Origin of the sequence: Micromonospora sp. CPCC 206061 (assembly GCF_036906915.1) — a bacterium.
GTDB lineage: Bacteria > Actinomycetota > Actinomycetes > Mycobacteriales > Micromonosporaceae > Phytohabitans.
In genome coordinates, this window is record NZ_JBAKHX010000001.1 from 482,120 (window position 1) to 508,771 (window position 26,652).

The 26,652-nt window shown below is 72.1% G+C and carries 23 protein-coding genes; 8 read left to right on the top strand and 15 right to left on the bottom strand.

Going from position 1 to position 26,652, the window contains the following annotated elements:
* Window positions 1-43 precede the first annotated feature (43 nt).
* The 3 genes from V6V89_RS02120 to V6V89_RS02130 are packed head-to-tail and all read right to left on the bottom strand — an operon-like array spanning window position 44 to window position 2,881.
* A complete protein-coding gene (locus V6V89_RS02120) occupies window positions 44-997 on the bottom strand; it encodes a ferritin-like domain-containing protein (RefSeq protein ID WP_334617171.1) in 954 nt (317 codons plus the stop codon).
* Between the two features lie 13 nt (window positions 998-1,010).
* A complete protein-coding gene (locus V6V89_RS02125) occupies window positions 1,011-1,463 on the bottom strand; it encodes a VOC family protein (RefSeq protein ID WP_334617172.1) in 453 nt (150 codons plus the stop codon).
* A 5-nt stretch (window positions 1,464-1,468) separates the two neighbouring features.
* Complete coding sequence (locus tag V6V89_RS02130) at window positions 1,469-2,881, bottom strand: NtaA/DmoA family FMN-dependent monooxygenase (protein WP_334617173.1); 1,413 nt, start codon at window positions 2,879-2,881, stop codon at window positions 1,469-1,471.
* Window positions 2,882-3,033: 152 nt separating this feature from the next.
* Here V6V89_RS02130 and V6V89_RS02135 point away from each other — a divergent pair, with 152 nt between their 5' ends.
* Window positions 3,034-4,188 carry an acyl-CoA dehydrogenase family protein gene (locus V6V89_RS02135; protein WP_334617174.1) on the top strand — a complete coding sequence of 385 codons (1,155 nt, stop codon included), beginning with the start codon at window positions 3,034-3,036 and terminating at the stop codon, window positions 4,186-4,188.
* Between the two features lie 7 nt (window positions 4,189-4,195).
* Here V6V89_RS02135 and V6V89_RS02140 read toward each other — a convergent pair whose 3' ends face one another.
* The 3 genes from V6V89_RS02140 to V6V89_RS02150 form a co-directional block, all read right to left on the bottom strand.
* Window positions 4,196-5,662: an aldehyde dehydrogenase family protein gene (locus V6V89_RS02140; RefSeq protein WP_334617175.1), complete on the bottom strand. Its 1,467-nt coding sequence runs from the start codon at window positions 5,660-5,662 to the stop codon at window positions 4,196-4,198.
* 27 nt (window positions 5,663-5,689) lie between these two features.
* Window positions 5,690-7,123, bottom strand: a complete 1,434-nt coding sequence (locus tag V6V89_RS02145) for an NAD(P)/FAD-dependent oxidoreductase (RefSeq protein ID WP_334617176.1) — start codon at window positions 7,121-7,123, stop codon at window positions 5,690-5,692.
* A gap of 114 nt (window positions 7,124-7,237) precedes the next feature.
* Entirely contained in the window at window positions 7,238-8,530 is a 1,293-nt protein-coding gene (locus tag V6V89_RS02150; protein ID WP_334617177.1) for a glycosyltransferase family 2 protein, read from the bottom strand.
* Between the two features lie 134 nt (window positions 8,531-8,664).
* Between V6V89_RS02150 and V6V89_RS02155 the strand changes: the two genes are divergently transcribed.
* Entirely contained in the window at window positions 8,665-9,864 is a 1,200-nt protein-coding gene (locus tag V6V89_RS02155) for a cytochrome P450 (RefSeq protein ID WP_334617178.1), read from the top strand.
* Here V6V89_RS02155 and V6V89_RS02160 read toward each other — a convergent pair.
* Genes V6V89_RS02160 through V6V89_RS02170 form a run of 3 tightly spaced genes read right to left on the bottom strand, consistent with a single transcriptional unit; the run spans window position 9,760 to window position 12,508 of the window.
* The gene (locus V6V89_RS02160) at window positions 9,760-10,869 is read right to left on the bottom strand and encodes a methyltransferase (protein ID WP_334617179.1); all 1,110 of its coding nucleotides are present in this window, start codon (window positions 10,867-10,869) and stop codon (window positions 9,760-9,762) included. The two genes, V6V89_RS02155 and V6V89_RS02160, sit on opposite strands and share 105 nt — an antisense overlap.
* 2 nt (window positions 10,870-10,871) lie before the next feature.
* Entirely contained in the window at window positions 10,872-11,405 is a 534-nt protein-coding gene (locus tag V6V89_RS02165) for an NADPH-dependent FMN reductase (RefSeq protein WP_334617180.1), read from the bottom strand.
* 5 nt (window positions 11,406-11,410) lie between these two features.
* On the bottom strand, window positions 11,411-12,508 hold the full coding sequence (locus V6V89_RS02170) for an LLM class flavin-dependent oxidoreductase (RefSeq protein ID WP_334617181.1): 1,098 nt from the start codon (window positions 12,506-12,508) through the stop codon (window positions 11,411-11,413).
* A 202-nt stretch (window positions 12,509-12,710) separates the two neighbouring features.
* Between V6V89_RS02170 and V6V89_RS02175 the strand changes: the two genes are divergently transcribed.
* The 4 genes from V6V89_RS02175 to V6V89_RS02190 are packed head-to-tail and all read left to right on the top strand — an operon-like array spanning window position 12,711 to window position 18,555.
* The gene (locus tag V6V89_RS02175) at window positions 12,711-15,092 is read left to right on the top strand and encodes a TIM-barrel domain-containing protein (protein ID WP_334617182.1); all 2,382 of its coding nucleotides are present in this window, start codon (window positions 12,711-12,713) and stop codon (window positions 15,090-15,092) included.
* Window positions 15,079-16,242: an acyl-CoA dehydrogenase family protein gene (locus V6V89_RS02180; protein WP_334617183.1), complete on the top strand. Its 1,164-nt coding sequence runs from the start codon at window positions 15,079-15,081 to the stop codon at window positions 16,240-16,242. The genes V6V89_RS02175 and V6V89_RS02180 overlap by 14 nt, the downstream gene beginning before the upstream one ends.
* A gap of 13 nt (window positions 16,243-16,255) precedes the next feature.
* Window positions 16,256-17,290, top strand: coding sequence for an acyl-CoA dehydrogenase family protein (locus tag V6V89_RS02185; RefSeq protein WP_334617184.1), 1,035 nt, complete (start codon window positions 16,256-16,258; stop codon window positions 17,288-17,290).
* Entirely contained in the window at window positions 17,284-18,555 is a 1,272-nt protein-coding gene (locus V6V89_RS02190; RefSeq protein ID WP_334617185.1) for a condensation domain-containing protein, read from the top strand. The genes V6V89_RS02185 and V6V89_RS02190 overlap by 7 nt, the downstream gene beginning before the upstream one ends.
* 8 nt (window positions 18,556-18,563) lie before the next feature.
* Here V6V89_RS02190 and V6V89_RS02195 read toward each other — a convergent pair whose 3' ends face one another.
* The 6 genes from V6V89_RS02195 to V6V89_RS02220 form a co-directional block, all read right to left on the bottom strand.
* Complete coding sequence (locus tag V6V89_RS02195; RefSeq protein WP_334617186.1) at window positions 18,564-20,210, bottom strand: (2,3-dihydroxybenzoyl)adenylate synthase; 1,647 nt, start codon at window positions 20,208-20,210, stop codon at window positions 18,564-18,566.
* A gap of 15 nt (window positions 20,211-20,225) precedes the next feature.
* Window positions 20,226-21,035 carry an ABC transporter permease gene (locus tag V6V89_RS02200; RefSeq protein WP_334617187.1) on the bottom strand — a complete coding sequence of 270 codons (810 nt, stop codon included), beginning with the start codon at window positions 21,033-21,035 and terminating at the stop codon, window positions 20,226-20,228.
* A gap of 1 nt (window position 21,036) precedes the next feature.
* Entirely contained in the window at window positions 21,037-21,825 is a 789-nt protein-coding gene (locus V6V89_RS02205) for an ABC transporter permease (RefSeq protein ID WP_334617188.1), read from the bottom strand.
* Window positions 21,822-22,835, bottom strand: a complete 1,014-nt coding sequence (locus tag V6V89_RS02210; RefSeq protein WP_334617190.1) for an ABC transporter ATP-binding protein — start codon at window positions 22,833-22,835, stop codon at window positions 21,822-21,824. The genes V6V89_RS02205 and V6V89_RS02210 overlap by 4 nt, the downstream gene beginning before the upstream one ends.
* Window positions 22,836-22,868: 33 nt before the next feature.
* On the bottom strand, window positions 22,869-24,134 hold the full coding sequence (locus V6V89_RS02215; protein ID WP_334617191.1) for a glycosyltransferase: 1,266 nt from the start codon (window positions 24,132-24,134) through the stop codon (window positions 22,869-22,871).
* Window positions 24,135-24,239: 105 nt separating this feature from the next.
* A complete protein-coding gene (locus tag V6V89_RS02220; RefSeq protein ID WP_334617192.1) occupies window positions 24,240-25,241 on the bottom strand; it encodes a GHMP family kinase ATP-binding protein in 1,002 nt (333 codons plus the stop codon).
* Window positions 25,242-25,434: 193 nt separating this feature from the next.
* Between V6V89_RS02220 and V6V89_RS02225 the strand changes: the two genes are divergently transcribed.
* Window positions 25,435-26,052, top strand: a complete 618-nt coding sequence (locus tag V6V89_RS02225) for an SIS domain-containing protein (RefSeq protein ID WP_334617193.1) — start codon at window positions 25,435-25,437, stop codon at window positions 26,050-26,052.
* 10 nt (window positions 26,053-26,062) lie between these two features.
* Window positions 26,063-26,652 (top strand): D-glycero-alpha-D-manno-heptose-1,7-bisphosphate 7-phosphatase (locus tag V6V89_RS02230; RefSeq protein ID WP_334617194.1); only part of this gene is annotated, 590 nt, incomplete at its 3' end.

Below are 26,652 nucleotides of genomic sequence, written 5' to 3' on the forward strand. Positions count from 1 at the left end.
GGTCCAGACCATGGTGCTTTCGCGATGGCGTATTTGCCGCCCGCTACACGCGGCGGGCGCCGAAGTCGAGCAGGCCGAGCTGCTCCAGGCCTTCACGGACCCGCGGGGTGAGCAGTCCGATGTTGTCCAGCGCGGTGACGACCTTGGCGAAGATGGCCTGGCGGTACTTCACCATCAGCGGATTGTTGGCGGCGTACCGGACACCGTCGTCCATGCCGACATCCAGCCGCTCCCAGATGTCTTCGAGCAGGAACCGCCGCCGCATGAGGCTCGCTGCGTCGAGCACCATCTCTTCCCGGTCGGCGCGTTCCGTGGTTGTCATCTCGCGGTAGACCCGCTCCAGGGATAGCACCCCGAACGACACGTGCCTGGCCTCGTCACGGGCCACCAGGCGGGCGATGTGTTTGATGAGGTCGTCGTGGAAGGTGGTGTCGGCGAGCCGGAACGCGGCCATCGCCAGAGCCTCCACGATGATCTGCATACCGAGCGCGGTCACGTCCCAGCGGGAGTCGGCGAGCACGTCGTCCAGCAACGCGCCCAGCGATGCGGTGACCGGATACATCTGCGGCACCTTCTCGCGCAGGTAGCGGGAGAAGGCCTCGACGTGGCGCGCCTCGTCCATCGCCTGGCTGGCCGCGTAGAACTTGCTCTCGACGTCCGGCACGACCTCGACAAGGCGCGCCGCAACCACCAGCGCCGCCTGCTCACCGTGCAGAAACTGGCTGACCATCCAGGACTGGAGCTCCCAGCGGAACGAATCCCAGGCCGGCCGCCCCCGCCGGGCGAGCGGTGAGGCCTCGAAGGAGGCCATCGCGTATCGCGAGTCGTCCGGCAGGGGCGCCCCGAACGGCACCTGGAGCGTCCAGTCGACGTCCGTGGCCGCGTTCCACTGCGCCTGCTTCGCGCGCTGGTAGAGCGACTCGATCCGCGGGTTGGTAGGCCGGTAGTCGCTGCTCAGCTGCGCCAGTACGGTGGCTGGAACCCTCCATTCCCCCATGCATACCTCCGGTTTACGTTGGCCGCTGGAGGAACATCCACCGGTGACCCTCGAGGTCCTCGGCCCGGTACAGCCGGCCGTACGGGGCGTCCTCTGGCTCGGAAAGGATCGTCGCGCCGGCCTGCTTGGCCCGCTCGAAGTGGGACTCGACGTCGTCGACGTGCACCAACACACCGTCCACGATGTACGGGACAGCGGACCACGCACGAGCCCGCTCGCAGTGCTCCCGGTGCCGTTTCGGGCCCTCGTACTTCGGGGTTGCGGTGCCCAGCATGATCAAGCCGCCAAAGGCGATCATCTCGCCGTGGCTCAGCTGGCCGTCGTCGTCGAGCAGCCGGGTGCGCTCCACGAAGCCGAACGCCTTCGCCAGCCAGTCCAGGGCGGCGGGACCGTCCGCGTAGTCGATCATCGGGACGACCGCCTGCTCGTCAACCGACGGCTTGTTCACCACAGTGGACTCACTCATGCCCGTCACTCCTTCTCGGTAGTCGCGACACGGCCGGCCGCGACCGCTTCGCGGCCGGCGGGCGGTTCGGCCGCCATCGGCAGCCTCGACCGTCCGGCCCCAAAGTACCGTTCTCGCAGAGTCTTCTCAGCCGGGTCGTAGGCGGAGCGGAACAGGCCACGCTGGCGCAGCTCGGGCACCAGCAGGTCGCAGATGTCATCGATGCCGGCGGTGGGCGGGCACGGGTAGAGGTTGAACCCGTCGATGTCGGTTCGCGACATCCACTCCTCCATCCGGTCGGCCACCTGGGAAGGCGTGCCGAACAGCACGGTCCGCGCGTAGCGATGCGGCCGCTGCGGCGTGGCGATCAGATCGCGGAGGTCGCGAACGGTCCAGGTGCGGTCGCCGGAGAGCTGGTCCAGGAACTTGGTGATCGACACCCCGTCTTCGCCGATCACCTCGAACGCGTCGGCGTCCGGCGGGTACCGGTCGATGTCCACCCGGGCCCAGGTGCACCACTTGGCGAGCTGACCCTCGCGGCTGGTCAGCTCGACGTACGCGTCGGCCTTGGCGCGGGCCTCGCGGTCGTTCTCCGCGATGATCACCGGCGAGCCCTGCAGCACCTTGAGATCGGCGCGACCGCGGCCGTGCTCGGCCGCGAGCGCGCGCAGCTGGGCCACCTGGGCGGCGCCGGCGCGCGGGCTGCCGAGCGTGACGAAGGCGACCTCCGCGTGACGCGCCGCGAAGGCGAGACCCCGGCTGGACGCGCCGGCCTGGTAAAGCACCGGCGTGCGCTGCGGCGAGACCTCGCACGAGTGCGGGCCGCGCAGCCGGAACCACTGGGAGTCGTGGGTGATCTCGCGTACCTTGCCGTCGTCGGCGAAGACGTCGCGGGCGGCGTTGCGCACCACCGCGTCGTCATCCCAGCTCTGCTCCCAGAGTGCGCGCACGAGCGCCACGTAGTCGTCGGCCCGGTCGTAGCGCTCGTCGTGGGGCAGGTGCTCGCACAGCCCCACCGCCTCGCCGAGGCGGATGTCTGAGATGACGATGTTCCACCCGATCCGGCCGGCGGCCAGGTGGTCCAGTGTGGAGAAGAGCCGAGCGCACTGGTAGGGCGCGTGGTACGACGTCGAGTAGGTGACCGCCAGACCCAGATGCCGGGTGGTGGCGGCGAGCGCGGCGACGACCGGCACTGGGTCGATCACCGGGACCTGCACCCCGTGCCGCACGGCGGGACGCCACGACCCCTGGTACACATCGAAGACGCCATGGATGTCGGCGAAGAAGAGCGCGTCGATACACGCTTCCTCAAGCCGGCGGCCCATCCAGACCCAGTAGTCGAGCGAGCGATAGCCGGTGCCGCTGCGATCCGACGGGTCGCGCCACATGCCGTCCAGGAAGGGCGCCGGCGAACACTGTGTCAACACGTTCAGATGCATGGCCCAAGCCCACTCCGAGAAGCCAGCAATCCCGTCGCCTCCCTCGGTCACGAGTGAGCACTGTCCACGGCATCATTCCACAAAAGCACCATCGTCGCCAGGCGGCGAATGAATGAACATTCTGCGCGGTGAACCCGCTACCATCGGCGATTGTGAGCACGACGCTGTCCCGGGTCACGGAGTTGAAAGCCACCATTGCCGGCCGCGCGGAGCAGATCGAGAGCGAGCGGTGCCTGCCGGCGGACCTGCTGAGCGATCTCGCCGCGGCGGGCGCCCTGCGCATGCTGGTCCCGCGGGAGCGGGGCGGCGCCAACCTGCCACTGCCCGAGACGCTACGGGTGGTGGAGGCGCTGGCCACCGCGGACGCCTCGGTGGCGTGGACGGTTGCCCAGGCCAGCGTGGCGCAGCTCGTCTTCCGGCATTTCCCCGCCGCGGCACTGGACGAGGTATACGCCAGCGGCCCGGACGTGGTCGGCGCCGGGGCGGTGGCGCCGAAGGGGCGTGCCGAGGCGTGTGACGGCGGCTGGCGGGTGACCGGCGACTGGCCGTTCGTGACCGGGATCCCGCACGCCCGCTGGGTCTACCTGCAGTGCCTGGTCGTCGACCGGGGCCGTCCCCGGCTGCGCGACGGCGACCTGCCCGAGCTGCGACTGGTGCTGTTGCCGGCGGCGGAGGTCACGGTCCTGGACACGTGGCACTCGGCCGGTCTGCGCGGCACCGCCAGCCACGACGTGCGCGCCGCGCGGGTGTCGTGCCCACCGGAGCGCACCTGCTCGTTCGACGCCGAGCCGGCACTGGACGGGCCGCTGCGCCGCCTCCCGGCGCGGGACCAGGGCGGGCTGTTCGTCGCGGCGGTCGCGGTCGGTGCGGCCGCCGGCGCCCTGGACGACGTCGCGACGCTGGCACGGGGCGGCAAGCGGCCGGCGTTCGCGCTCGACAAGTTGGCCGACGCGCCGGTGTTTCAGGACCGGCTCGGCGAGGCCCACATGCTGCTGCGCAGCGCGCGTGCCCAGCTGTACGCCGAGGTGGACGCCGCCTGGGAGGCGGCGCTCGCCGGCACGCGCCCCACCGACCTGGCCAGGGCGCAGCTGCGCGCCACAGCGCCAGTCGTGGTCGGGCTCGCCCGGCGCGTCGCCCGGCACGCGTTCGAGCTGGGCGGTGGGGCCGCGGTCTACCAGCGCTCGCCGCTCCAGCGCCGGCTCCGCGACGTCCAGACGGCCGGTCAGCACTTCAGCGCCGGCCGAGACTTCTACCGCACCGCCGGCGCCCTGCTGGCCGGCGCCGATCCCGGTATCGGGCTGCGGTGAGGCCCCGTCAGACCGCCATCCAGATGTTCTTCGGCCGCAGGAACTCCCGTACCCCGGCGAGACCGCCGATCCGCCCGTACCCGCTCTGCTTGGTGCCGCCGAACGGCGCCGACGGCAGCCCACCCGGCTCGCCGTTGACCCAGACGGTGCCGGCCGTCAACGCCCGGCTGACCCGGTGCGCCCTTCGCAGGTCGTTGGTGTGCAGGTAGGCGCCCAGGCCGTACCGGGTGTCCTCGGCGAGCCGGAGCGCCTCGGCCTCGTTGCCGAACCGCATGATCGAAACGACCGGCCCGAAGATCTCCTCCTGCGCCAGCTCGCTGCTGGGGTCGACGTCGGCGAACGCGGTGGGGGCGATGAAGTAGCCGCCGGCCAGGTCGCCGTCGAGCCGGTGTCCACCATGGACGAGCCGGCCGGACTTGGTGGTCCGGGCCCGGTCGATGACGGCCAGGATCCGGTCGCAGGCGCGGGCCGAGACCACCGGCCCCATGATGGTGCGCTGGTCGAGCGGGTCACCCACCGCCACCTTCGCCATCCGAGCGGCGATGATGTCGACGACCTCGTCGTAGACGGAGGCGTGCACCAGGACCCGGGTGCCATTCGCGCAGCCCTGCCCGGACAGCGCCACGGCTCCGGCCATCGCCAGCCGCGCCGCCAGCCGCAGTTCGGCGTCGGGGAAGATGAGGTGTGGCGACTTGCCGCCCAGCTCCAGCGCCACCGGAGTGAGGTTTCGGGCGGCCGCGGCCAGAACGCTGCGCGCCGTGTCTGCGCCGCCCGTGAAGTGCACCTTGTCGACGCCGGGATGCCCGACGAGCGCCTCACCGGCGGCCGGGCCACCGGGAACCACGTTGACCACGCCGGGCGGAAAACCAGCGGCGAGCATCAGCCCGCCGATCCGCAGCGCCACGAACGGCGCCAGCTCCGGCGGTTTGAGCACCACGGTGTTGCCCGCGGCCAGCGCCGCTCCCAGCATCTGGCCGAGGGACACCAGCGGCCCGTTCCACGGGATGATGATGGCGACCACGCCGTACGGCTCGTCGAGCGTGTAGTCCAGCGCCCGGACCGGCCAGGTCGTCACGACCTCACCGCCGATCTTGTCCAGCCAGCCCGCGTTGTAGCGGAAGTAGTCCGCCGCCACCGCCGGCATCTGCCGGGTGAGCTGGCAGGGCAGCCCGATCTCCAGGGTCTGAAGCTGGCTCAGCGGCTCCGCCTCGGCCTCGATCAGGGCGGCCAGCCGCAGCATCAGGTCACGGCGCTGGTTGGCCGGCATCGCGCGCCACGCCGGCAACGCCTCGCGGGCCCGCGTCACGGCCAGGCCGACCTCCGTGGCACCGGCGACCACGACGTCCGCGGTCGGCTGGCCGGAGGCCGGATACACGTGGGTGACAGTGCCGCCGGACGAGGACCCGTGCCAGTCATCGCCGATCAGCAGACCGGCTGGGGGCAGCAGCGACAGCGGGGGCTCGGTGACCGCCATGGTGACTCCTCCTCCCCCGCCGGCCTGTCACGCCGCCGCGCCGGCGTGACGCAGGTACCGCAGCAGCGACACCAGGCGTTCGCGATCCGCGTGCGGCCCGGTCAGGTACATCAGGATCTCCGGACCGAGCCCCACGCCGGCCGGCATCATCTGGCAGACCGCGCTCGCCTGTGTGCGGAACAGGTCGCCCAGCGTGGCCGCGGTGACCTCGGGCGGCGACACCGCGCGCGCCTCGAACCACCCGGCCATCATGTGCAGCGCGAACTCGTCGGCCGAGCCGTCCGGGCTCCACGTCCAGATCGGCGAGCGGTCCGGCGCGAACGGCATGTCCAGCGTCCCGCCGGTGCCGAGCACCTCGCCCGCGACGTGCTCGGCGAGCACCGGCGCGCAGTGGAACCCGTCGCGGTAGGTCCCGGTTAGCAGGTAGAGGCCGGCTACCGAGGTCCAGCCGACGGCCGGGAAGCCGTCGAGCGTGACCGGGCGGTTGCCGGTGCGCCACTCGACCACCTTGTGGAAGCAGATCCGCTCGTCGAGTTGCTGCATGGCGCACTCGCTGAGGAACCGGCCCATGCCGACGTCTGCCTCCAGCTGCGGTTCCTCGTAGAGGATGTTGGTGGCGCCGAGGTACTCCCGGCCGTCACCGAACGGCACCAGGTGCAAGCCGCACGAGCCCGAACGGTTGGGCGAGCGGACCACGCTGGTGAACCCTTCGCCCCGCTCGCGCCGACCGACGAACGCCACGCCGGCGCCGGCGAACATCGGCAGCAGTTCGTCCCGGCCCAGAACCGGCCGGACCAGGTCGGCGCTGCGCACGCCGGCGGCGACGACGACGGTGCCCGCCGACAACACGGTGCCGTCGGCGAGGCGCACGCCGGTCACCCGGCCGTCGGCGACCTCCAGCGACCGCACCTCGCCGGGCACCAGCCGCGCGCCGGCCCGCTCGACGCTGGTCTCCATGAGGGACAGCACCTGGTTGCCGTCGACGGCGCCCTCGTTCGGCAGGTGCACCACGCGCAGCGCGCGGGCGTCGGTGCGTGGCTGGTAGGACCGGATGTCGCCTGGCTCAGCCTCGGACCACGGCTCGCCCATCTCGTCCATCGCCGAAAGCATCGCGGCGAAGTTCAGCGAGTCCAGCTCACCGCCGCACGCGTTGAGGATGACGAAAGTGTCGGCGACCGCGCGGAGGCTCTCGCCTCGCTCGGTCGCGAGGTGCCGCAGCCGCTCCAGCACCTCCGGCCACCGCTTGTGCGCCGCGAGGCTGATGCCGAACTTGGCCCGGCCGGCGGGCGTGCGCAGCGTGTCCTTGGTGACCTCGCCGAAGCACCCGAGCATCGCGCCGGCCGCCTTGCTGGCGCCGCCGGGCCGGCCGGGTGCCCCGACGACGGTCACTTTGCCGGCTCCGCGCGCCGCCAGCTCCTCGGCGAGGAACAGCCCGAGTGCGCCATTGCCGACGACGAGCACGTCAACGTTTGCAGTATCTGACCCTGGTGGAGAAACCACGCCCCCGTCCGCCTCTCTCGTTGGAGTGGACGCCCTTAACGTCCGTGGCATCGTCTCATAGAAAGCACATCGTCGCTAGGCAATGGACACTCTTATGGTGCTTTCAGGTTCCGGGTCGGTGAAGGCGACACGGACGTGGCGGCCGACGCGCCGCGCCTCGGCCGCCACCCGGTCGCCCCAGCGGTCCCACACGCCGCGCAGGCGTGACGTGACCACCACGAGGTCCACGCACTGGTCGGGCAGCCCGGTGGACAGCCCGATGGCGTGGATGGCGCGGTGGGCGCCGCCGGCAGCCGCGCGGGCGAGCAACTCCGCGTCGAAGTCGACCAGCACAGAGGGCGGCCAGCCAGCGGGCACCCCGCCCCCACAGCCGAGCACCGCGACCCGCCCGGCCGCGCGCGCGTCGGCCGCGAGCCCGGCGAGTTCGGCGGTGACGTCCAGATTTCTGGCACGCTCCTGCCACCCGCACAGCACCGCGTGCTCGCGCTCGAAGTCCGTGACCGGTGAGCGGGTCCGCAGGATGGCGTACAACTCCACGTCGGGGTGGCGGTGCTTGGCCAGGAACCGGTTCAGGTTACGGCCACTGCCGTGCGAGTTCGCGACCAGCACCGGCCGCGGGGTCGGCCACTCGATCCCCCACGCGCGGCGGGCGACGGCCAGCCGCAGACCGTACCGGAACAGGCGGTATCCCAGCTCCATGTACTCGTAGCCCCAACCGCGGAAGTCCTCGTCGAATCCACCAACCGCCCAGAAGGCCCGCGCCGGCACGGAGGCGTTCATCGCCCAGAAGTTGATCCAGGGTGCGGCCAGTTTCCCCAGATCCCAGCCGTACGCCTCGAAGGCGTCGTGCCGCAGGTCCAACCCGCGTGGGCCGTCGCCTATGTCCGCGGCCACCTCCTCCGGCGTCCGGCTGCGCAGCAGCTCCGCCAGGCCCGGAAACGGCTTGAGCTTGTAGGTGCCATAGCAGTAGCCGAGCACGGCCCCGCCCGGCTCGCGGGCGTGGGCGGCGAGGTGCTCGGCCACGAGATCCCGCCCGGCGATCACACCCGTGTCGAGAAACAGCAGCAGCGGGGCGCGCGCCAGCCGGGCTCCGGCATTGCGGACCCGCGATACGCAGTAGCCGTTCGTGGCCACGCCGGCCTCGTCGCGTTCCAGCCGGGTGTACGCCAGCCGCAGGCGGTCGCGGAACTCGGTGACCACCTCGTGGGTCGGATCCGACGACCCGTCATCCACGACGAGCACCTCGTAGGAGTCCGGACGGAGGGTCTGCCGGACGAGCGCCCGGAGCGTGTGTCGCAGCTCGTCGCAGGCGTTGTACGTCGGAATCACGATGGACACCGCGGGCTCCACGATAGTGTTTTTGGTCATGCTGACTCCTCGCCGATTGCCATGATGGCGCATGTTCTACCCGATGGGCCTTGCGCGGGACGGCTGAGAAATACAACATTACCCATGGCGGGTAATGCGGCACCGGCCGGCGGGAGGGCACCACAGTGACCTTGGTGGACAGTGAGACGGCGCGGCCGTTCGATCCCACCGATCCGCAGGTGGTGGCCGACCCCTATCCGACATACGAGCGGCTGCGCGCCGCCGGGCCGGTGGTTCGCGCCTCGGACCCGGGCGTGTGGGCGGTGTCGCGATACGACGACGTGGCCCGACTGGCCCGCGATCCCCGGCTGCGCAACGAATTCCCGCCGCGGTACCACCACTACTCGGTGGGCGAGGGCGAGGCGGCGGCGTTCCTGCAGCGCATCGTGCTCAACCGGGATCCGCCCGAGCACACCCGGCTGCGCCGCCTGATGGCACGGGGGCTCAGCCCGAGCGCGGTCGGGCGGCTCCGCGAGCACGTCACCCGGGTCGTCGACGAGCTGCTCGATCCGGCCCTGGACAGCGGGGAGGTCGACCTGGCGTCCGGGGTGGCGCTCCCGCTGCCGGTCATGGTGGTGTGCGAGATGCTCGGCGTCGCCGACGCCGACCGCGACGAGACGAGCCGCCGGGCGGCCACCCTGGTCCACCTGCTCGGCATGATCCGGCCCACGCCGCAGCAGCTCGCCGAGAGCGGCGCCGCGCTCGCCTGGCTGCGTGACTACCTCGGCGGGCTGATCCGCCAGTACCGCCGCCGCCCGCAGCCCAACGAGCTGTCCGCGATGGTCGGCGCGGCCGACCCGGCGCTGTCCGAGGAGGAGATCGTCGACAACGCGGTCTTTCTGCTGCTGGCCGGCTTCGAAACCACGATGGGCTTCGTTACCAACGGACTGGCCGCCCTGCTGGACCGCCCCGAGGCGGTGGCGCGGTTGCGCGCGGAGCCGGGTCTGCTGCCGAGCACGGTCGAGGAGCTGCTCCGGTTCGACCCCTCCGTGCAGTGGGTCGCGCGGTACGTGGCCGAGCCGCTGCGGGTGGGCGGCACGCTGCTGCGCCGCAACCGCGTGGTGTTGCTGCTGTTGGCCTCGGCCAACCGGGACGGCCGGCGCTTCGCGGACCCGGACCGGCTGGACGTGGGCCGGCACCCGAACCCCCATCTCACCTTCGGCGGCGGGGCGCACCACTGCATGGGCGCCGGGTTGGCTCGCCTGGAGGGCCAGGTGTTGTTGCAACGGCTACTCGCCCGGACCACCGCACTGGAGATCGGCGGCCGATCCCGGCGGCGCCACCCGAGCCTTCGCACCTTCGACCGGCTCGTCCTCCACCTGCAACCGGCCTGACACGCGCGGGCGGGCCTCAAGCACGGCCAGGGTGGCGGTGGGTACCGCCGCTACCAGATCGAGGTCGGCCGCCGCGAGCAGCGCGGTCAGCTGGTCCAGGTCTCGGTCCGGGCCGCCGACCAGTACGAGCGAATGCAGGTCCAGCAGCTTGCCCACGTGGTACTCGTCGCCCGGCGGCAGCAGCGCCTCCAGCACGATGAGCCGGCTGTGCGGGTGCATCGCCGCCCGGACCACCCGTAGGATTCGCACCGCCCGCTGGTCATCCCAGTCGTGCAGGATCGTCTTGAGCAGGTACGTGTCATGCCCCGCCGGCACGCTCTGGAAGGCATCGCCGGCCACCACCTCGCAGCGGTCCGCGACGCCCCGCTCCGCCAGCGGCGCGAACGCCCGGGCCACCACATGGGGCCGGTCGAACAGCACGCCGCGCAGGCTCCGGTAGCGCGCCAGCAGCCCGGCCAGGAAGGTTCCGGTGCCGCCGGCGACGTCGACCACGGTGCCGCAGCGGGCCCACTGGTACGCGGTGAGCAGCGTGCGCAGCACCAGCCGGTTCTGGGCCTCCACCGACCGGTCCACGCGCGCGCTGTCCTCCGGTACGGCGGCCAGGTGCGCGTAGTAGTCACGGCCGTGGACTCGCGCAAACGCCGCCTCGCCGGTGCGCAGGGTGTGCTCCAGGGCCGCCCACGCGGTGAGGTCGGCCGGAATGAGTGGATAGGCGTTTCGCATCGAGAGGGGGTGGTCGGCGCGCAACAGCTGGCCGACCTCTGTCAGTGCGAACACGCCCGGGTCGACCTCGGTGAAGATTCCGCGGCAGGCGAGGGCGCGCATCGCGCGTACCAGGGCGCCGGGATGCGCGCCGACGGCCTCCGCGACCTCCCGGCCGGCTCGTGGCCCGGCGGCGAGCGCGTCGGCCACACCCAGCTCGCACATCGCCCGGATGGTCAGCGGCACGGTGTAGTCGGCGAGTTCCTGGAGGCGGACGATGTTGTCGTACAGCCTGGAGGCCACGGTCAGCCCTCGCCCGGACCGAGCAGCGCCGCGAGCGTGGGTATGGCCGATACCGACCACTTCGCGAACACCTCGTCGATCACTTCGAACTCCGCCTCCAGCACGGACAGTCCGGGCGTTGGCACGACCGCGCCCAGCTCCATGAGCACCGGACGCAGGTAGGTGTCCACGGCGTACCGGTGGCCCGCCGAGGCCGCCGTCATCACCGGCACGGCGACCGCGCCGGACAGCCCGCGCGGCGGCAGCACGTCCAGGAACACCTTGAGCAGGCCGGCGTAGCTGGCCTTGAAGGTCGGGCTGGCGACCACGAGCAGCCCGGCCGCGCGTACCAAGCCGAGGGCGTCGTCGACGGCGGCTCGATCGCCGCTGGGATCGAGCAGGTGGCGGGCCAGGACGGACAGGTCCACCACACCGGCGTCCGCCACCGCCGCGCCGTGCCGGTGCAGCGCTTGCCGCAGCGCGTCCGCCACGCGCACCGCCGCCGCGGCCGTGCGCGAGCCGACCTTGGGGTTTCCGATCAGCACCACCGAGCGCATCGCGGTCACCCCGCCACGAGCGACGACGAACGGGCAAGCAGCGGCATGACACCTTCCCCGAACCAGTACGCCTCCTCCAGGTGCGGCTGACCGGAGAGGATCAGGTGCTCGACGCCGAGAGCGCTGAGCTCCTCGATGCGCTCGGCCACCTGCTCATGGCTGCCGACCAGGGCCGCACCCGCTCCCGGGCGCAGCAGTCCGTAGCCGGCCCAGATGTTCGGATACACCTCCAGGCGGTCGGCGCGACCACCGTGCAGGGCGGCCATCCGCCGCTGCCCCTCCGACTCCGTGGCCTGGAACCGCCGCTGCGCCGCGGCGACCATGCCGGGATCCATGCCGGCCAGCAGCCGGTCCGCCTCGGCCCACGCCTCCGCGGCGGTGTCCCTGGCGATGACGTGGAATCGCGTGCCGAAGCTGATCTGCCGCCCCTGCTCGGCCGCCTGCTCGCGCACCGCGCGCAGTAACGGCGCCATCCGGTCCGGTGGCTCGCCCCACGCCAGGTAGACGTCGACGTGCCGGGCGGCGACCCGCTGCGCCGCGGCCGACGACCCGCCCAGGAACAGGGCCGGTGGCGGCGCCGGTCGGGCCACCCGGGCGCCGGCGACCCGGTAGTGCTCGCCGGTGAAGTCGAACGGGTCGCCGCTCCAGGCGCCGCGCAGCACGCTGAGAAACTCGTCGGCGCGCTCGTAGCGCCGGTCGTGGTCCAGCCAGTCCCCGTACCGCCGCTGCTCGTCCGGGTCGCTGCCGGTCACGACGTTGAGCAGCATCCGGTTACCGGTGATCCGCTGGGCGGTGGCGGCCATCTGGGCCACCAGCGGGGGCGAGACCAGCCCCGGCCGCAGCGCGACCATGAATTTGAGGCGGCTGGTCTGGGCCGCCAGGGCCGCGGAAACCAGCCACGCGTCCTCACAGAACAACCCGGCCGGCACCAGCGCGCCCGCGAAACCTAGGCGGTCCGCCGCTGCGGCGACCTGCGCCAGGTAGCCGATGTCAGGCTCCCGGCGGGAGGCGCGAGCGGCGTGCTGTGCGCCGTCGCCGGCGACCCGGGCGATGGCGCGCCCGTCCCCGTGCGAGGGAAGGAACCAGTACAGCAGCAGCGGCACCTGCGGCCTCCTTCGGTGTCCGCGGCGAAAATCACCATAGCGTGTCGAGCGCGCGACGCGGCACGCGAAAACACACCATCACCGTCACAGGAGTGTCCGCATCTGTCAACCTCACACATTGACTCCCAGCCGCTGGAAAGCCAGACTGGCCGTGCGGCGCGTGAACCGTGCGACCGAATACGCCATACGGGGGAGGCGCTCGATGCCGTATCAACAACCGCTTACACCCTTCATTCTGCACTGCGCCGATCCGGTGGACCTGCCGGTGCGCCCTCTCGGCGATGGTGATTCTCGCGGCGACGGGGTGCTGAGCCGGGTGACCCGAGCCGGCCTCGTGGCGCAGGATGGCGGTGGCGTCGCGCTGAAGGCCGACACCTCCGACGGCCAGAGCCTGGTGGTCGACGTGCGGGCGGCCGCCGAGGGAGTCATCCGGGTGCGGCTAGGACCGGACGCCGAGACCCGGACCCGTTCGGCGCCGGCCATCACGCTGATCCACGCCACCGGCTACGACGGCGGGCGGGTGGAGGTCGAGCCGGGGCGGATCCGGGTACACGCCGGCGCCGTGAGCGCGCACATCGAGCTGGACCCCTGGCGGTTACGCTTCCTCGACCCGGACGGCCGACTCCTGGTGGAGCAGAACACGTACGAGATGGACATCAGCGACCGGCTACGGAACCTTCCGTTCGGCCGATCCACTGTGGCCGGTGAGGTCGCCGCCTACCACGAGACGTTCGCGGCACCGGGAGACGAGCATTTCTTCGGGCTGGGCGAGAAGTTCACCATGTTCGACAAGCGTGGCCAGCGGATCATCATGTGGAACTACGACGCCTTCAGCGCGGAGTCCGAGCGGTCGTACAAGAACGTCCCGTTCTACCTGTCCAGCCGCGGCTACGGGGTACTGGTCGACAGCGGCACGGCCACCGAGTTCGATATGTGCCACTCCACGCACGCCTGCGTGCAGATCACCGTGCCGGACGACGTGCTGGACTACTACCTCATCGCCGGCCCGACTCCGGAGCGGGTGATCGACCGCTACCACCGGCTCACCGGCCGGCCCTACGTCCCACCGAAGTGGGCGCTGGGCACCTGGATCTCCTCGGGGTTCTCTCCCGACAGCCAGCGCCGGGTGCTCAAGCGGGCCAGGAAGATCCGCGATCACGGCATCCCCTGCGACGTGCTGCACATCGACGCACACTGGATGCCGACGCGGCACTGGTCGGACCTGCGGTGGGACGCCAAGCGGTTTCCCGACCCCGAGAGCATGCTGGCCGAGTTGGCCGGGATGGGCTTTCGCACTTGCCTGTGGCTCAACCCGTACGTGGGCCGGGAGAGCCCGCTGTTCGCCGAGGCGGCGGCGAACGGCTACTTCCTGGCGCGGGCGGACGGCACGGTGTACGAGGCGGACGTGTGGCACACCTACCTGCCGCCGTGCGGCATCGTCGACTTCACCAACCCGCGAGCCGTCCGCTGGTACCAGGGCTTGCTGCGTGACCTGCTGAGGCAGGGCGTCGACTGCTTCAAGACCGACTTCGGTGAGGGCGTGCCGGTCGACGCGGTCGCCGCCAACGGCATGCGCGGCGACGGGCTGCACAACGTCTACTCGTTGCTGTTCAACGACGCGGTGGCGGACGTCACCGAGGAAGTCACCGGCCACCGGCTGGTCTGGGCCCGATCGTCGTTCACCGGTGGCCAGCGGCACAGCGCCCAGTGGGCCGGCGACACCACCTCGTCCTTCCCCTCGATGGCAAGCACCCTGCGCGGCGGACTGTCGTACGCGCTGTCGGGCGTGCCGTTCTGGAGCCACGACGTCGGCGGCTTCACCGGCGAACCCACTCCCGAGCTGTTCGTGCGCAGCGCCCAGTTCGGAGCGTTTTCGCCGTTGACCCGGTTCCACGGCAACACGCCGCGCCACCCGTGGTCCTTCGAGCCGGCGGTGGAGCAGGCGGTGATCGAGGCCCTGCGGCTGCGCTACCAGCTGATGCCGTACCTCTATAGCGCGTCCGTCACGGCGGGCGCCTCGAGCCTGCCCGTGCTGCGCCCGCTGCTGCTCGCCGCGCCCGACGAGCCGGCCACGTGGTCGGCGGACCTGGAGTACCTGCTCGGTCCGGACCTGCTGGTGGCGCCGATGACCACGCCCGAGAACCAGCGGCACGTGTACCTGCCCGTCGGGCGGTGGATCGACTACTGGACCGGCGAGGTGCACGACGGCGGCCGGCACATCCGGGCGGTCAAACCGCTCGAGCAGGTGCCGCTGTACGTGCGCTGGGGGGCGTTGATCCCGACCACCCGAGCCGCCGACACCGTCGGTTCCGGCCCGTTCACCGACCTCACGCTCGTCTGCTGGGGCGACGGCGACGGCAGCGTGGTCGTCCACGACGAGGGCACCAGCACCGCGGTCACGGTCCGGCGCCAGGGCGGCCGGTTCGAGGTGGCGTGCGACGGGCCGCTCGCGATCGACCGCGTCGCGTTCCCGCCGGTCGCGGGAGCGGCGACGCCCAGCGAGGTGCTCCTCGACGGCCGGCCGACGGCGCTGGAGACAGTCGACGGATGGCAGACGGCGGCGGTGCGGCATGGACCTGCGTGAGACCGCCGAGCAGGTACGGTTCCGGGCTGAGCTGCGCGCGTGGCTGTCGGCACGGCTGCCGGCGGCCGCCGACGGGCCCGCGCCGGTCGGCGGCTGGACCGGGCCGGCGACCCGCGCGTGGTTGGCCGAGCTGCACGGCGCCGGGTACGCGGGACTCACCTGGCCGGCGCGGTACGGCGGCCGCGGCCTGCCGATCAGCTTCCAGGCCATCTACCTGGAGGAGGCCGCCCGGGTAGGCGCAGGCGAGCACGGTGGCGTCATCGGCCTGGGCATGGTGGGACCGACCATCATCGCGGTCGGCACCGCCGGGCAGAAGGCGCGGTACCTGCCCGGCATCCTCTCTGGACAGGTCTTGTTCTGCCAGGGCTTCTCGGAGCCCGAGGCCGGTTCCGACCTGGCCGCCGTGCGGACGCAGGCGACGCTGGACGGCGACGCGTTCGTGGTCACCGGGCACAAAGTGTGGTCGTCCTACGCGCACCTCGCCGACCGCTGCCTCCTGCTGGCCCGGACCGGACCGGCCGATAGCCGCCACCGCGGCCTGACCTGCCTGCTGGTCGACCTGCGCGCGCCCGGGGTGACCGTGCGCCCGCTACGCCGGCTGCCCGGCGACGCGGACTTCGGCGAGATCGTCCTGGACGAGGTCCGGGTGCCCCGCGGCGATGTGCTCGGCACCGTGGGCGCCGGCTGGTCGGTGGCGATGACCACGCTCGCCCACGAGCGCGGCACCTTCGGTTTCGCCCTCACCGCCCGGCTGGAGTCCCAGCTGCGGCGCCTCGTGGCGACCGCACACGCCGCCGGGCGGGCCGGCGACCCGCTGCTGCGCGACCGGATCGCCTCCGTCTACGTGGACCTGCTGGCCCTGCGCTGGACCAGCCGCCGCGCGCTGAGCCGGCTGGGCGCGTGCGAGGCGCCGAGGCCGGAGTCGTCGATCGTCAAGCTGCGGTGGTCGCAGGCGAACCAGCGGCTGACCGCGCTGGCCCTCGAAGTCCTGGGGCCGGACGCGGCTCTGGACGGCGACGCCGCGTACTGGTCCGGCTTCTGGCAGTACCACCAGCTGCGCAGCCGGGCCAACAGCCTGGAGGGAGGCACCTCGGAGATCCTGCGCGACGTGCTGGCCGAGCGAGTACTCGCCCTGCCCCGGGCGCGCTGAAGGAAGGTGCACAGTGGACTTCTCGTTTACGGAGGAACAGACAGCGCTGCGCGACGTGGCCCGGCGCCGGCTCGCCACGCCCGTGCCGCCGTCATGGCGCGAACTGCACGACCTGGGCTGGCTGGACAAGGACCTCGACGCGGTGGACACCGCGTTGCTGGCCGAGGAGGCCGGCCGCGCGCACGCCCCCAGCGAATGGCTCATCACGCAGGCACTGGCCCAGGACGCCTGCCACGCCGCCGGCCGGCCGCTCGCCCAGCCCACGACGTTGGCGTGGCGGGAGCCCGAGCCGGGTCCGAGCCGCCTGGATGGTCCGCTGGACGCCCTCGCCTGCCGCGCGGAGCGGGCACCGGGCGGGGCGGTCCGGCTGTACGGCATCAAGACCCGCGTGCCGTACGCGACGGGTATCGAGGTGGTGCTCGTGCTGGCCCGAGGCGCGGACGGCCCAGGGCTGTACCGGCTGCCGCTGGCCGCCCTGGAGGGCGAGCCCCGGACGCTGTCCGGTGTGGACACCGGACGGCCGTGGCTGGAGCTGGACCTGGCCGGCGTACCGGCCGAACCGCTGCTCACCGGCGCGGCCACCGGCGCGCTGATGCGCCGGATCCGGCACCGGGCGTTGACGCTGCTGGCGTGCGAAGCGGTCGGCCTGGCACGCGCCGCCCTGGACAGCGCCGTGGCGCACGCACGGTCACGTTCGCAGTTCGGCCGCCCGATCGGCGCGTATCAGGCTGTCTCACACCGGCTCGTGGACGTCTACTCCGACATCGAGCTGGCCGCGTCGCTGGCGTACGTGGCCGCCTGGCGGCTCAACGACACCGGTGACGAGGACCAGACCGCCACGGCGGTGGCGGCCGCGACCATCGCCGCCCGGGACGCGGCGCTGTTCGCCTGCGAGGCGGAGGTGCAGACGTTCGGCGCGGCCGGCTTCCTCTGGGAGCACCCGGCCACCCACCGGTACCGCCGAGCGCGCTGGATCTCCTGCTTCGACGGCACGACCGACGAACACCGCGGCGCTCTCGGCACGGCGGTCCTGGACGCCCCGTGGTGACCGGGCTCGCCGCGCCGGCATCTGTCGGCCAGCGTCTACTGTGGATGGTCCAGCGGCACCGCTCGCAGACCACCACACTCAGCTGCCCGCTGTTGTGCCGGATGCGCGGGCCGCTGGACGTGGCTCGGCTGGCCGCCGCGATCGACGCCTTGGTCGGCCGGCACGAGGCGCTGCGCACCACCTTCGCCGGACGCGGGCACCAGCTGACCCAGATCATCGGCGACCCGGCCCCGCTGCGCCCGCGTACCGTGGCGGCGACCGAGGCCAGCCTGCCGGACGAGGTGGCCCGGGAGCTCGGCACGCCGCTGGACCCGCACGAGGAGCCGGTGCGCGCCACCCTATGGCGGCTGACCGCGGGCGACCACCTCCTGTGCCTCAACATGCACCACCTGGTCACCGACGCGTGGTCGTGCGGGGTGCTGTTCCGGGAGCTGCGCGCGCTGTACAGCGGGGCGCCCGTCGGCGCGCTCGGGCCGGCGCCCTGGCAGTACCGCGAGTTCGTGACCTGGCAGGAGGAGCTGCTCGCCGGCGACGGTCTCGCCCGCCAGCGGCAGTACTGGCTGCGCAGGCTCGACGGCGCCCGCACAGTCGCGCTGCCCGGGCCAGCGGCGGCGCCAGCGCCAGCGGGGCCCGCGGGAGTCGCCCGCGCAGACATCCCGCCCGCGGTCACCGCCGCGATCCGCGAGCTGGCGCGGGCCCGCGGCACCACCCCGTTCACCGTCCTGCTCGCCACCTTCTACGCCCGGCTGGCGCACCTGACCGGCCAGCGCGACCTCGTGGTGGCCTCGCTGTTCGCCAACCGCGTCCGGCCGCCGGCGCGCGGCACGGTGGGGTTCCTGGCCAACATGGTGCTCCTGCGCGGCGCGGTGCCGGCAGGCGCGAGCTTCGCCGAGCTCGTATCGCAGGCGCACGGCACCGTGGTGGGTGCCTTTGCCCACCAGGAGCTGCCGTTCCAGCTGCTCCCGCCGGACACGGTCACCGCGGCCGGCGGTGCCCGCCCCGACGACGTCGTCTTCCAGGTCATGACCGATACCCCACACCGGGGTGCTGCCGGAGGCGTGGACTTCGAGCTGCTCGTGCCCGAGGGCATCGGCAGCCGGTTCCGGTTCGAGCTGACCGTCGTACCGGTGGCCGACGGGTTGCGGGCGTTGCTGTTCTACGCGACCGACCGCGTCGACCCGGTGACCGCCGAACGCTTCGTGGCGGACTACGCCGCGGCGGCCGAGGCCGCCGCGGCGCATCCGAACGCGCCCCTTCCCCGCTAGGGGCCCGGTCATCCTGGCTGCGCCAGCGCCGCCCGCAGCGCCCGCTTGTCGAGCTTGCCCAGCGTGGTCCTGGGCAGCACCGAACTGGTCTCCACCCGATCCGGCAGCTTGTACTCGGCGAGCCCCTGGCCGATGAGGAACTCCCGCACCTCCGCCAGGGTCGGCGGCTGCCCCTCCGGCACCACGACGGCGCAGGTGCGCTCGCCCAGGACGGGATCCGGCAGGCCGACCACGGCGGCGTCCCGCACCCGCGGGTGCGCGGCGAGGAAACCCTCCACCTCCTCGGCCGGGACCTTCTCGCCGGCCCGGTTCACCACGTCGCGCATGCGGCCGGTCACCACCAGCCGGCCCTCCGGCGTACGCCGGACCAGGTCGCCTGTGCGCAGGAAGCCGTCCTCGGTGAAGGTCCGGGCGTTGTACTCGGGTGCCCGGTAGTACCCGCGCAGCGTGCACGGCCCGCGCACCAGCAGTTGGCCCTCCTGCCCGGGCGCCACGTCACGGTCGTCCTCGTCCACGACCCGGAACTCGTCCGCCGGCGAGAGCGGGTGTCCCTCGGTCGTCACGCGCACATCCTCGCTGTCGTCCAGCCTGGTGAACGACAGCACGCCTTCCGCCATCCCGAACCAGCGGGTCAGCGTGCATCCCAGCGCGGGGCCCACCAGCGCGGCGTCCTGCGGGCTGAGCCGGGCGCCGCCGACCTCCACCACCAAACCGCTGAGGTCCGCCTCCAGCACGGGAGCCATCTCGCTCCACAGCTTGAGGAAGGACGGCATCAGGGTGGTGAGCGTGACGCCCTCCCGCGCGATCAGCGGGAAGACCTCGTCCGGGCTGGGACTGCCGGCCAGCACCACCCGCCCGCCGGCCCACAGCGCGCCGAGTACGCCCGGGCAGCCCAGCGCGGCGTTGTGCGCGATCGGCAGGCACGCCAGGTACACGCCCCGCTCGTCGAAACCCATCGCCGACGCGGTCTCGCGCAGCTGGTACGCGTAGTCGTCGTGGGTCCGCGGGATCAGCTTGGGCAGCCCGGTGGTGCCACCGGAGAGCAGGAAGAACGCGACCTCACCGGGGTCCGGCGCGGTCACCGCCGCGGGCACCTGGGCCGAGCTTGCTGACGCTCGCTCCTCTCGCGCGGGCCTCTGGGCCGTGGCCAGATCGGCGAGCGCGATGAACTCCTCGGCCTCGCCGGCCACCACCACGTGCTTGAGTGTCGGCACCGCCGCCCGCACCTCGCGCGCCAGCGACCGGTAGTCGAAGCGGTGGTAGGTGTCCACCGCGACATAGGCCTTGGCCTCGGTGTGCGCGCACAGATACGTGATCTCGTTGCGCCGGTGCGCGGGCAGCGCCAGCACCGGCACGACACCGATCCGGAACAGTGCCACGCAGACGGCTACGAACTCGGGTGAGTTCGGCAGTTGCAGCACCACGCGGTCACCCGGGCCGAGGCCGAGCGCCGACAGGCCCGCGGCGAGCCGGTCGGCCCAGGCGTCCAACTCGGCGTAGCTGTGCCGGCGTGCCCCGCTGACCACGGCGGTGCGGGACGGGTCGGTCCGCGCCCACGGCCGCAGCAGCTCGCCCAGCCCCGTTCCCAGCCAGTAGCCCTCCCGCCGGTACCGGTCGGCGAACTCGGCCGGCCACTCCACAGAACCTGGCAACATCGCTGCCCCCTTCGATCAGTGCCCAGCACTCTCGTACCGGCGTAGCCCCCTGCGGAAGACCAGAGCGGCGACCCCCACGCAGTACAGCGCCACCACCGGCGTGAGCAGGCCAACCCACGCGTAGCCGTCGCGCCCCACCAGCCAGGCGGCGGGGAAGAAGCTCGTGAAGGCGAACGGAAGCACGCCGGCCAGCAGCACCCGCAGCACCACCCCGTACACGGTCAGCGGGTACCGCGCCAGGTCGCCGAGCTGGTTGACGGAGACCGCGAGCATCGAGGACGGCGCGGTCAGCCAGAACACCGCGGCGTTGCTGACCACGGTGACCGCCACGCGGATCGCGACGGCACTGGCCACGAGAACGACGCCTACCGCCACGGTGATCGGGGACCAGTCGAGGTCGACCCGCCACAGGGCCCAGCCGAGCATCGCGCCGGCGCCCACGATCTCACCGAGGCTCTGCATGCCGACCGCCGTGCCGGTCACCTGAAGCACCACCGGGTACGGCCGGACGAGCAGGTAGTCGAGCTCGCCCTGGTTGACCATCCACGGCAGGCGCCAGACGCCGTCGAACAGCAGGGCGCCTATCCCGGCGGCCAGGTTGGCCAGCGCGTAAATCAGCACCACCTCGGCGAACCGCCACCCGTGCAGCTCCGGGACCTGGCTGAACAACGCGCCGATGAAGACCAGCCCGACCAGCTGCGCGGCAAGAGCCGCCGCCACCATGATCCAGAAGTCGGTCTCGTACTCCAGTACCGCGCGCAGGTTGGCGCCCAGGCTCCGCCGGTACAGCCAGAGCAGGCGCCGGACACCCGTCGGACCGGCCATCTCAACCCCCGTGCACGGTGAGCTTGCGGACCGCGCCGCGCCACGCCAGCCGGGCGGCGTACCACAGCACCACCGCCCATGCCAGCTGTAGGCCGACGAGACCGAGCGCAGCGGCGCCCCGGACATGGCCCAGGTAGATCAGGGCCGGCACGGAGGTGATGCCCGCGAACGGGAGCACCGCCGCAGTGGCCTGGAACCAGCCGGGCAGCAGCGCGAGCGGCACCAGCGCGCCGGAGAACAGCGACACGACCACGTCGCGAGCCCAGAACACACCGAGGTAGTTCTGGGTCCAGAAACAGAGCAGCGTGCTGAGGTAGACGACCAGGAACTTGAGCGGCACGACGGCCGCCACGCTGACCGCGAACAGCAGGCCCTGCGGCCACCCGGGTGCGGCAACCGGGCCGGCGAAGGTCACCACACCGACCCAGACCACCGCCACCGCGCCGACCTCGGCGACCACGCCGCCGGTGGACTCGGCCAGGCGCGCCGCCTGATAGTCCACCGGCTTCACCAGATCAAGGGCGACCATGCCGCTGTGGATGCGGCTGGCCATCCGGAAGTCCCCGAAGATCGAGACGAGAAATCCGGTGCCGAACGCGATCAGCAGGTACGCCTTCATCTCCGGCAGCGTGAAGCCGGCGACGCTGCGACCGGCGTCGAGCAGCGCGCTCCACAGAGCCAGCATCGCCACCAGGTGAACGACGAGCGCCCCGGTGCCGAACAGGAAGTTCAACCGGTACGTCAGCACGCTGCGCGCCGCCGCCCGAGCCAGGCCCGCGTACGCCCTCACGCCGGGTCTCCGTCGAGGCTCAGCTCGCCGGCGTAGACCTTGCGCACCACGTCCTCGATCGCCGGCTCGTCGATGCGCAACTCGACCACCTCGGCGAGGGGCAGCAGCGCGGCGATGACCTCGCCGGCGGTGTGGCCGAACCGGTCGAAGACCACCGTGAACTCCGTGGCGGTGCCGCCCGCCACGACCTCGGCGCGCGGCAGCCGCGCGGCGACCACCGCGTGCGGCACGGGCTCGGCCAGCACCAGGTGCATCCGCCGGTCTCGGGCGAACCGGTCCTTTACCGCGGCCAGAGCGCCGTCGTAGATGATCCGCCCGCGGTCGATGACCACCAGGCGCTCGCAAACGTCTTCCATGTCGCCCAGGTCGTGTGTTGTCAGCATGATGGTCGTGCCGCCCGCGCGCAGCTCGCGCAGGAACGCCCGCACGCGATCCTTCACCGCGATGTCCAGGCCGATCGTCGGCTCGTCCAGGTAGACCACCCGGGGATCGTGCAGCAGGGCCGCGGCCAGGTCGGCGCGCATCCGCTGGCCCAGTGACAGCTTGCGGGCCAGCACGGGCAGGAGGTCGCCCAGGTCGAGGACGGCGTCGAAGCGCTCGAGCCGCTCGGCGTACTCGCGCGCGCCGAGGCCGTACATGTCGCGCAGCAGGGCCAGCGACTCGCGCACCGGCAGGTCCCACCACAGCTGGCTGCGCTGGCCGAACAGCACGCCGATCTGGCGGGCGTTGGCTCGCCGGTCGCGGTGCGGCTCCACCCCGTCCACCAGTACCCGCCCAGCGGTCGGCACCAGGATTCCGGTGAGCAGCTTGACGGTGGTGGACTTGCCAGCGCCGTTCGGGCCGACGTAGGCCACCGCCTCGCCGGCCTCGATGACCAGGTTCACGCCGTCGACCGCGACCACGTCGCGGTGCCGCCGGACGAACAGGTGCTTGACCGCGCCACCCAGCCCCGGCTCCTTCACCGGCAGCCGGAAGACCTTCCGGAGCCCTTCAGCCTCGACCAGGGCCACCGACGCCCCCTCCCTCGTGCCATGCGCCGGCACTCATCGCGACGCCGCGACCAGGGCCGGCGCCCGTACCTGCGCGCCGACCCGGTGCGCCTCGGCCATCAGCTCGTTACCCCACCGGTCCCACAAGCCGGCCAGCCGTGACGTCACCACGACCAGGTCGGCCGCGCCGTCGGGCAGCCCGGTGTGCAGCCCGAGGCCGCGCAGGGCGGTGTGTCCCGTGCCGGCCGCGGCGCGCGCCAGCAGCTCGGCGTCGAAGTCGATCAGCGTCGACGCGGGCCAGTGCCGCGGGACCACGCCGCCGCAGCCGACGACCGCGATCCGCGCCGGCAGCGTGCGCAGGTCGCGCTCGACGGCCTCCAACTCGGGCAGGACATCGATCGGCGCCGCGCGCGCCGCCCACTCCTCCAGCTCCGCCCGGCGCAGTTCGAACTGCTCCAGCGGGTACCGCGAGCGCACGTTCACCGTGATTTCGATCTCTGGGTCGCGGTGCTTGGTGAGGAAGTGCTGGAAGTTACGGATGCTGCTGCGGTCGTTGCCGGCGACGTCCGGCCGCAGCGGCCACTCGATCGCCCAGGCTTCCCGCGACAGCGACATGCGTACGCCGTGCCGTGCCAGCCGGTAGCCCAGTTCGGTGTCCTCGAAACCCCAGCCGCGGAACGCCTCGTCGAAACCGCCAACCGCGAGGAAGTCCGACGTGGACACCGACGCGTTGAGGGTCCAGAAGAGCGTCCAGGACCCCGAGTAGCCGGTGATGTCGAACCCCGACCGGCGAAGCTGCGGGTGCCGCAGGTCCAGCCCGCGAGGGCCGGCACCGATGGCGGCCACCACCTGCTCCGGTGTCTGACAGCGCAGCAGCTCCTCCAGCGAGCGCAAGGGCATCAGCTTGTGCGTGCCGTAGGTGTAACCGAGGACCGCCTCTCCCGGGCCGGAGGACTCCACCCGGTGACCGGCGAGGTGCGCGGCCAGGAAGTCGTGGCCGGCGACCACCCCGGTGTCCATGAACACCAGCACCGGCGCGGTGGCCAGGGCCGCGCCCCGGTTGCGCACCCTGGACACGCAGTATCCCTTCGCCGCGATCTCATCCTCGTCGCGCGGCAGGAACACATAGCGCATCCGCAGTGACTTCGCGAACTCGGAGACCACATCGCGGGTCCCATCCGAAGACCCATCATCCGCGACCACGACCTCGAACCGCTCCACCGGGAGGCTCTGTCGAAGAAGCGACTTGAGGGTGTAGCCGAGCAGGTCACTACGGTTGTAGGTCGGAATCACCACAGTGAGCTTTGCGCGCTCCGCCATCTGAGGCATGGTGTCTCTCCGGATTCTCGGTCAACGGAAACAGCCTAACCGAATACTTCATCGAAGTCTGCCCTCGCTGACCCGCCGGCGGCGAGGGTCGAAGTATCACAGCGGCCAGGAGGTCGCGCGCGAACCCGCCTCAGCCATGCCGAACGGGAGCTCCACCAGCGCTTCGGCCCGCATCGCGGCGCGGAGGTCGGCCACCGCGCCGCGCTTGGCGCTGAGCAGAAGAAAGCCACCGCCACCGGCGCCGAGCAGCTTTCCGCCGTCGGATCCAGAATCGATGGCTACCCGGTAGAGCGCGTCGATTCGTCCATTGGAGACGGCACCCGACAGGCGAGCCTTGTGCCGCCAGTGTTCGTGCATCGCCGGCCCGATGTCGTCGACGCGTCCGGCGGCGACGATCTGGAGCATCTCATCGGCCAGGCCCCGGATGCGGTGCAGAGAACGCACCGTCTGCTCCTCTCCGCGCTTCGTCAACTCGGCCTGCGCCGCCAGGGTACGACCAGCGTCCCGAACGACTCCGGTGTGAAAAAGCAACAGCCGTTCGCGCACGTACTCGCCGACCCGTGGCGGCGCCTCCAAGGTCTCCACGCGCACCCGGCGCGCCCGGTCGACGCGCAGCACCCGCAGCCCGCCGTACGCGGCTAGGTAGTGATCCTGCTTGCCGACCGGCCGGCTCAGGTCGGCCATCTCGATCTGGCTGGCCTCCTCGGCGAGCGCGTACTCCCCTGGCCTCTCGGCGTGCCGCAACGCGTGCAAAAGCGCCACGGTGAAGGCGCCGGAGCCGCCGAGCCCGGCACCGCTGGGCGCGTCCGACCACGTCGTCACCTGCACGTTGCCCGGTACGCCGGCCCGGCGCAGCGCCGCTCTGGCGTACCGGTTGCGCACGGCGGCCACCTCCGCCGCCACGTCCACGTCGTCGCCGCAAACCCGCACCACACCACCGAAGGCTCGCGGGAACACCGTCACGCCGACGTACCGGTCGATGGCCGCGCCGACCACCAGTCCGCCATACCGATCGGCGTAGCTGGGCAGGTCCGTGCCGCCGCCCGCGAGCGAGACCCGCAGCGGGGCGCGGGCGACCACGACGGCGGACGAGGACATCAGCTCTGCTCGATTGTGATCCGCAGTGCCGGAGATACACCATCCACCATGGGCCGAAATGCTAGCACCCATCATCGACAATGAACGTGTATCGTGTGCAGACACTTCAGTCGATCCGTCGGTCTCTATGGACTGTCTGCGCGGGCACGGTGCTGGATCCCGGGAGGCCGGACGCCACGAACGGGGGATTAGCATGTCCGAGCAGCTTCCGGGGCCCCTCGACCCCGTACGGATGAGCACCGACTACCTGGCCGGTGTCACCCAGTTCATCACGATGGTTTCTCAGACCGAGCTCGGTGACGTATTGCGAGCCGTCGCCGAGACCTACCTCGCCGGGCAGACGATCTTCCTCGTCGGCAACGGTGGCAGCGCCGCGACGGCCGCCCACCTCGCCGTCGACCTCATGAAGAACAGTAGGCATCCCGGTGCGCCGCCGGTGCGGGCCATCTCGCTGACCGACAACGCCGCCGTTGTCACCGCCTGGTCCAACGACGAGGGGTACGAGCACGTGTTCGCCGGCCAGCTGGCGGCCCTCGCAGTGCCCGGTGACCTGGTAATCGGGATCAGCTCAAGCGGGCGCTCCCCCAACGTGCTGGAGGCGTTTCGGTGGGCGCGGTCGGCGGCGGTGCGCTGTGTGGGCATCCTGGGCGGCTCGGGCGGGCCGGCACGCGGCCTCGCCCACAGCTACGTGTTGGCGCCGGCACCGACGATCGAGCAGCAGGAAGACATCCACCACATCATCGCGCACGTCATCGCCACGTACCTGCGGCAGGTCGCCAGGGAGCGGGCGCTGGCCGGCACGCTCAGCTGACGGAGCGGGTATGCCGCACCCAGCCCGTTCGATGCCCCGGCCGCCGCGGCTGGCTGTCCTCGACCGCGATGGCGTGCTCAACGTGAACCGGCACGACCACGTCACCCGGCCGGATCAGTGGGTCTGGATCCCCGGCTCGCGCACGGCCTGCGCGCGGCTCGCGGCGGCGGGCGTCGCCATCGCCGTGGTGACCAACCAGGCCGCGGTTGGACGCGGCCTGATCGACGAGACGACGCTGAGCCGGATCCACGCACGCCTCGTCGGCGACCTGGCGGGGTTGAGCGTTCCGGCGCCCCTGCTGCTGCACTGCCCGCACCCGCCGGCATGGCGCTGCGCCTGCCGGAAGCCGCGCCCCGGCATGGTGCTTGCCGCGCTGCGCCACTACGGGGTGGCGCCCGCCGACGCGGTAATGGTCGGCGACCACGTCACCGACGTGGCCGCCGGCGCGGCGGCCGGCTGCTGGTCGCTACACCTGCGCTCCGGCCGGGGCGCGCCACCGCGCCGGCCGCCGGCCGGGTACCTCGGCAGCGCGCCGGACCTGGCCGCGGCCGTCTCCCGGTTGCTCGCCACATCGCCGGCGGGCCGCGCCGGCGCCGGGCG

What these genes read in the sequence shown, in the direction of transcription:
- V6V89_RS02120 (WP_334617171.1), bottom strand. Translation starts at nt 997, where the DNA reads ATGGGGGAATGGAGGGTTCCAGCCACCGTACTGGCGCAGCTGAGCAGC.
- V6V89_RS02125 (WP_334617172.1), bottom strand. Translation starts at nt 1,463, where the DNA reads ATGAGTGAGTCCACTGTGGTGAACAAGCCGTCGGTTGACGAGCAGGCG.
- V6V89_RS02130 (WP_334617173.1), bottom strand. Translation starts at nt 2,881, where the DNA reads ATGCATCTGAACGTGTTGACACAGTGTTCGCCGGCGCCCTTCCTGGAC.
- V6V89_RS02140 (WP_334617175.1), bottom strand. Translation starts at nt 5,662, where the DNA reads ATGGCGGTCACCGAGCCCCCGCTGTCGCTGCTGCCCCCAGCCGGTCTG.
- V6V89_RS02150 (WP_334617177.1), bottom strand. Translation starts at nt 8,530, where the DNA reads ATGACCAAAAACACTATCGTGGAGCCCGCGGTGTCCATCGTGATTCCG.
- V6V89_RS02165 (WP_334617180.1), bottom strand. Translation starts at nt 11,405, where the DNA reads ATGCGCTCGGTGGTGCTGATCGGAAACCCCAAGGTCGGCTCGCGCACG.
- V6V89_RS02175 (WP_334617182.1), top strand. Translation starts at nt 12,711, where the DNA reads ATGCCGTATCAACAACCGCTTACACCCTTCATTCTGCACTGCGCCGAT.
- V6V89_RS02180 (WP_334617183.1), top strand. Translation starts at nt 15,079, where the DNA reads ATGGACCTGCGTGAGACCGCCGAGCAGGTACGGTTCCGGGCTGAGCTG.
- V6V89_RS02195 (WP_334617186.1), bottom strand. Translation starts at nt 20,210, where the DNA reads ATGTTGCCAGGTTCTGTGGAGTGGCCGGCCGAGTTCGCCGACCGGTAC.
- V6V89_RS02200 (WP_334617187.1), bottom strand. Translation starts at nt 21,035, where the DNA reads ATGGCCGGTCCGACGGGTGTCCGGCGCCTGCTCTGGCTGTACCGGCGG.
- V6V89_RS02215 (WP_334617191.1), bottom strand. Translation starts at nt 24,134, where the DNA reads ATGGCGGAGCGCGCAAAGCTCACTGTGGTGATTCCGACCTACAACCGT.
- V6V89_RS02220 (WP_334617192.1), bottom strand. Translation starts at nt 25,241, where the DNA reads ATGTCCTCGTCCGCCGTCGTGGTCGCCCGCGCCCCGCTGCGGGTCTCG.
- V6V89_RS02225 (WP_334617193.1), top strand. Translation starts at nt 25,435, where the DNA reads ATGTCCGAGCAGCTTCCGGGGCCCCTCGACCCCGTACGGATGAGCACC.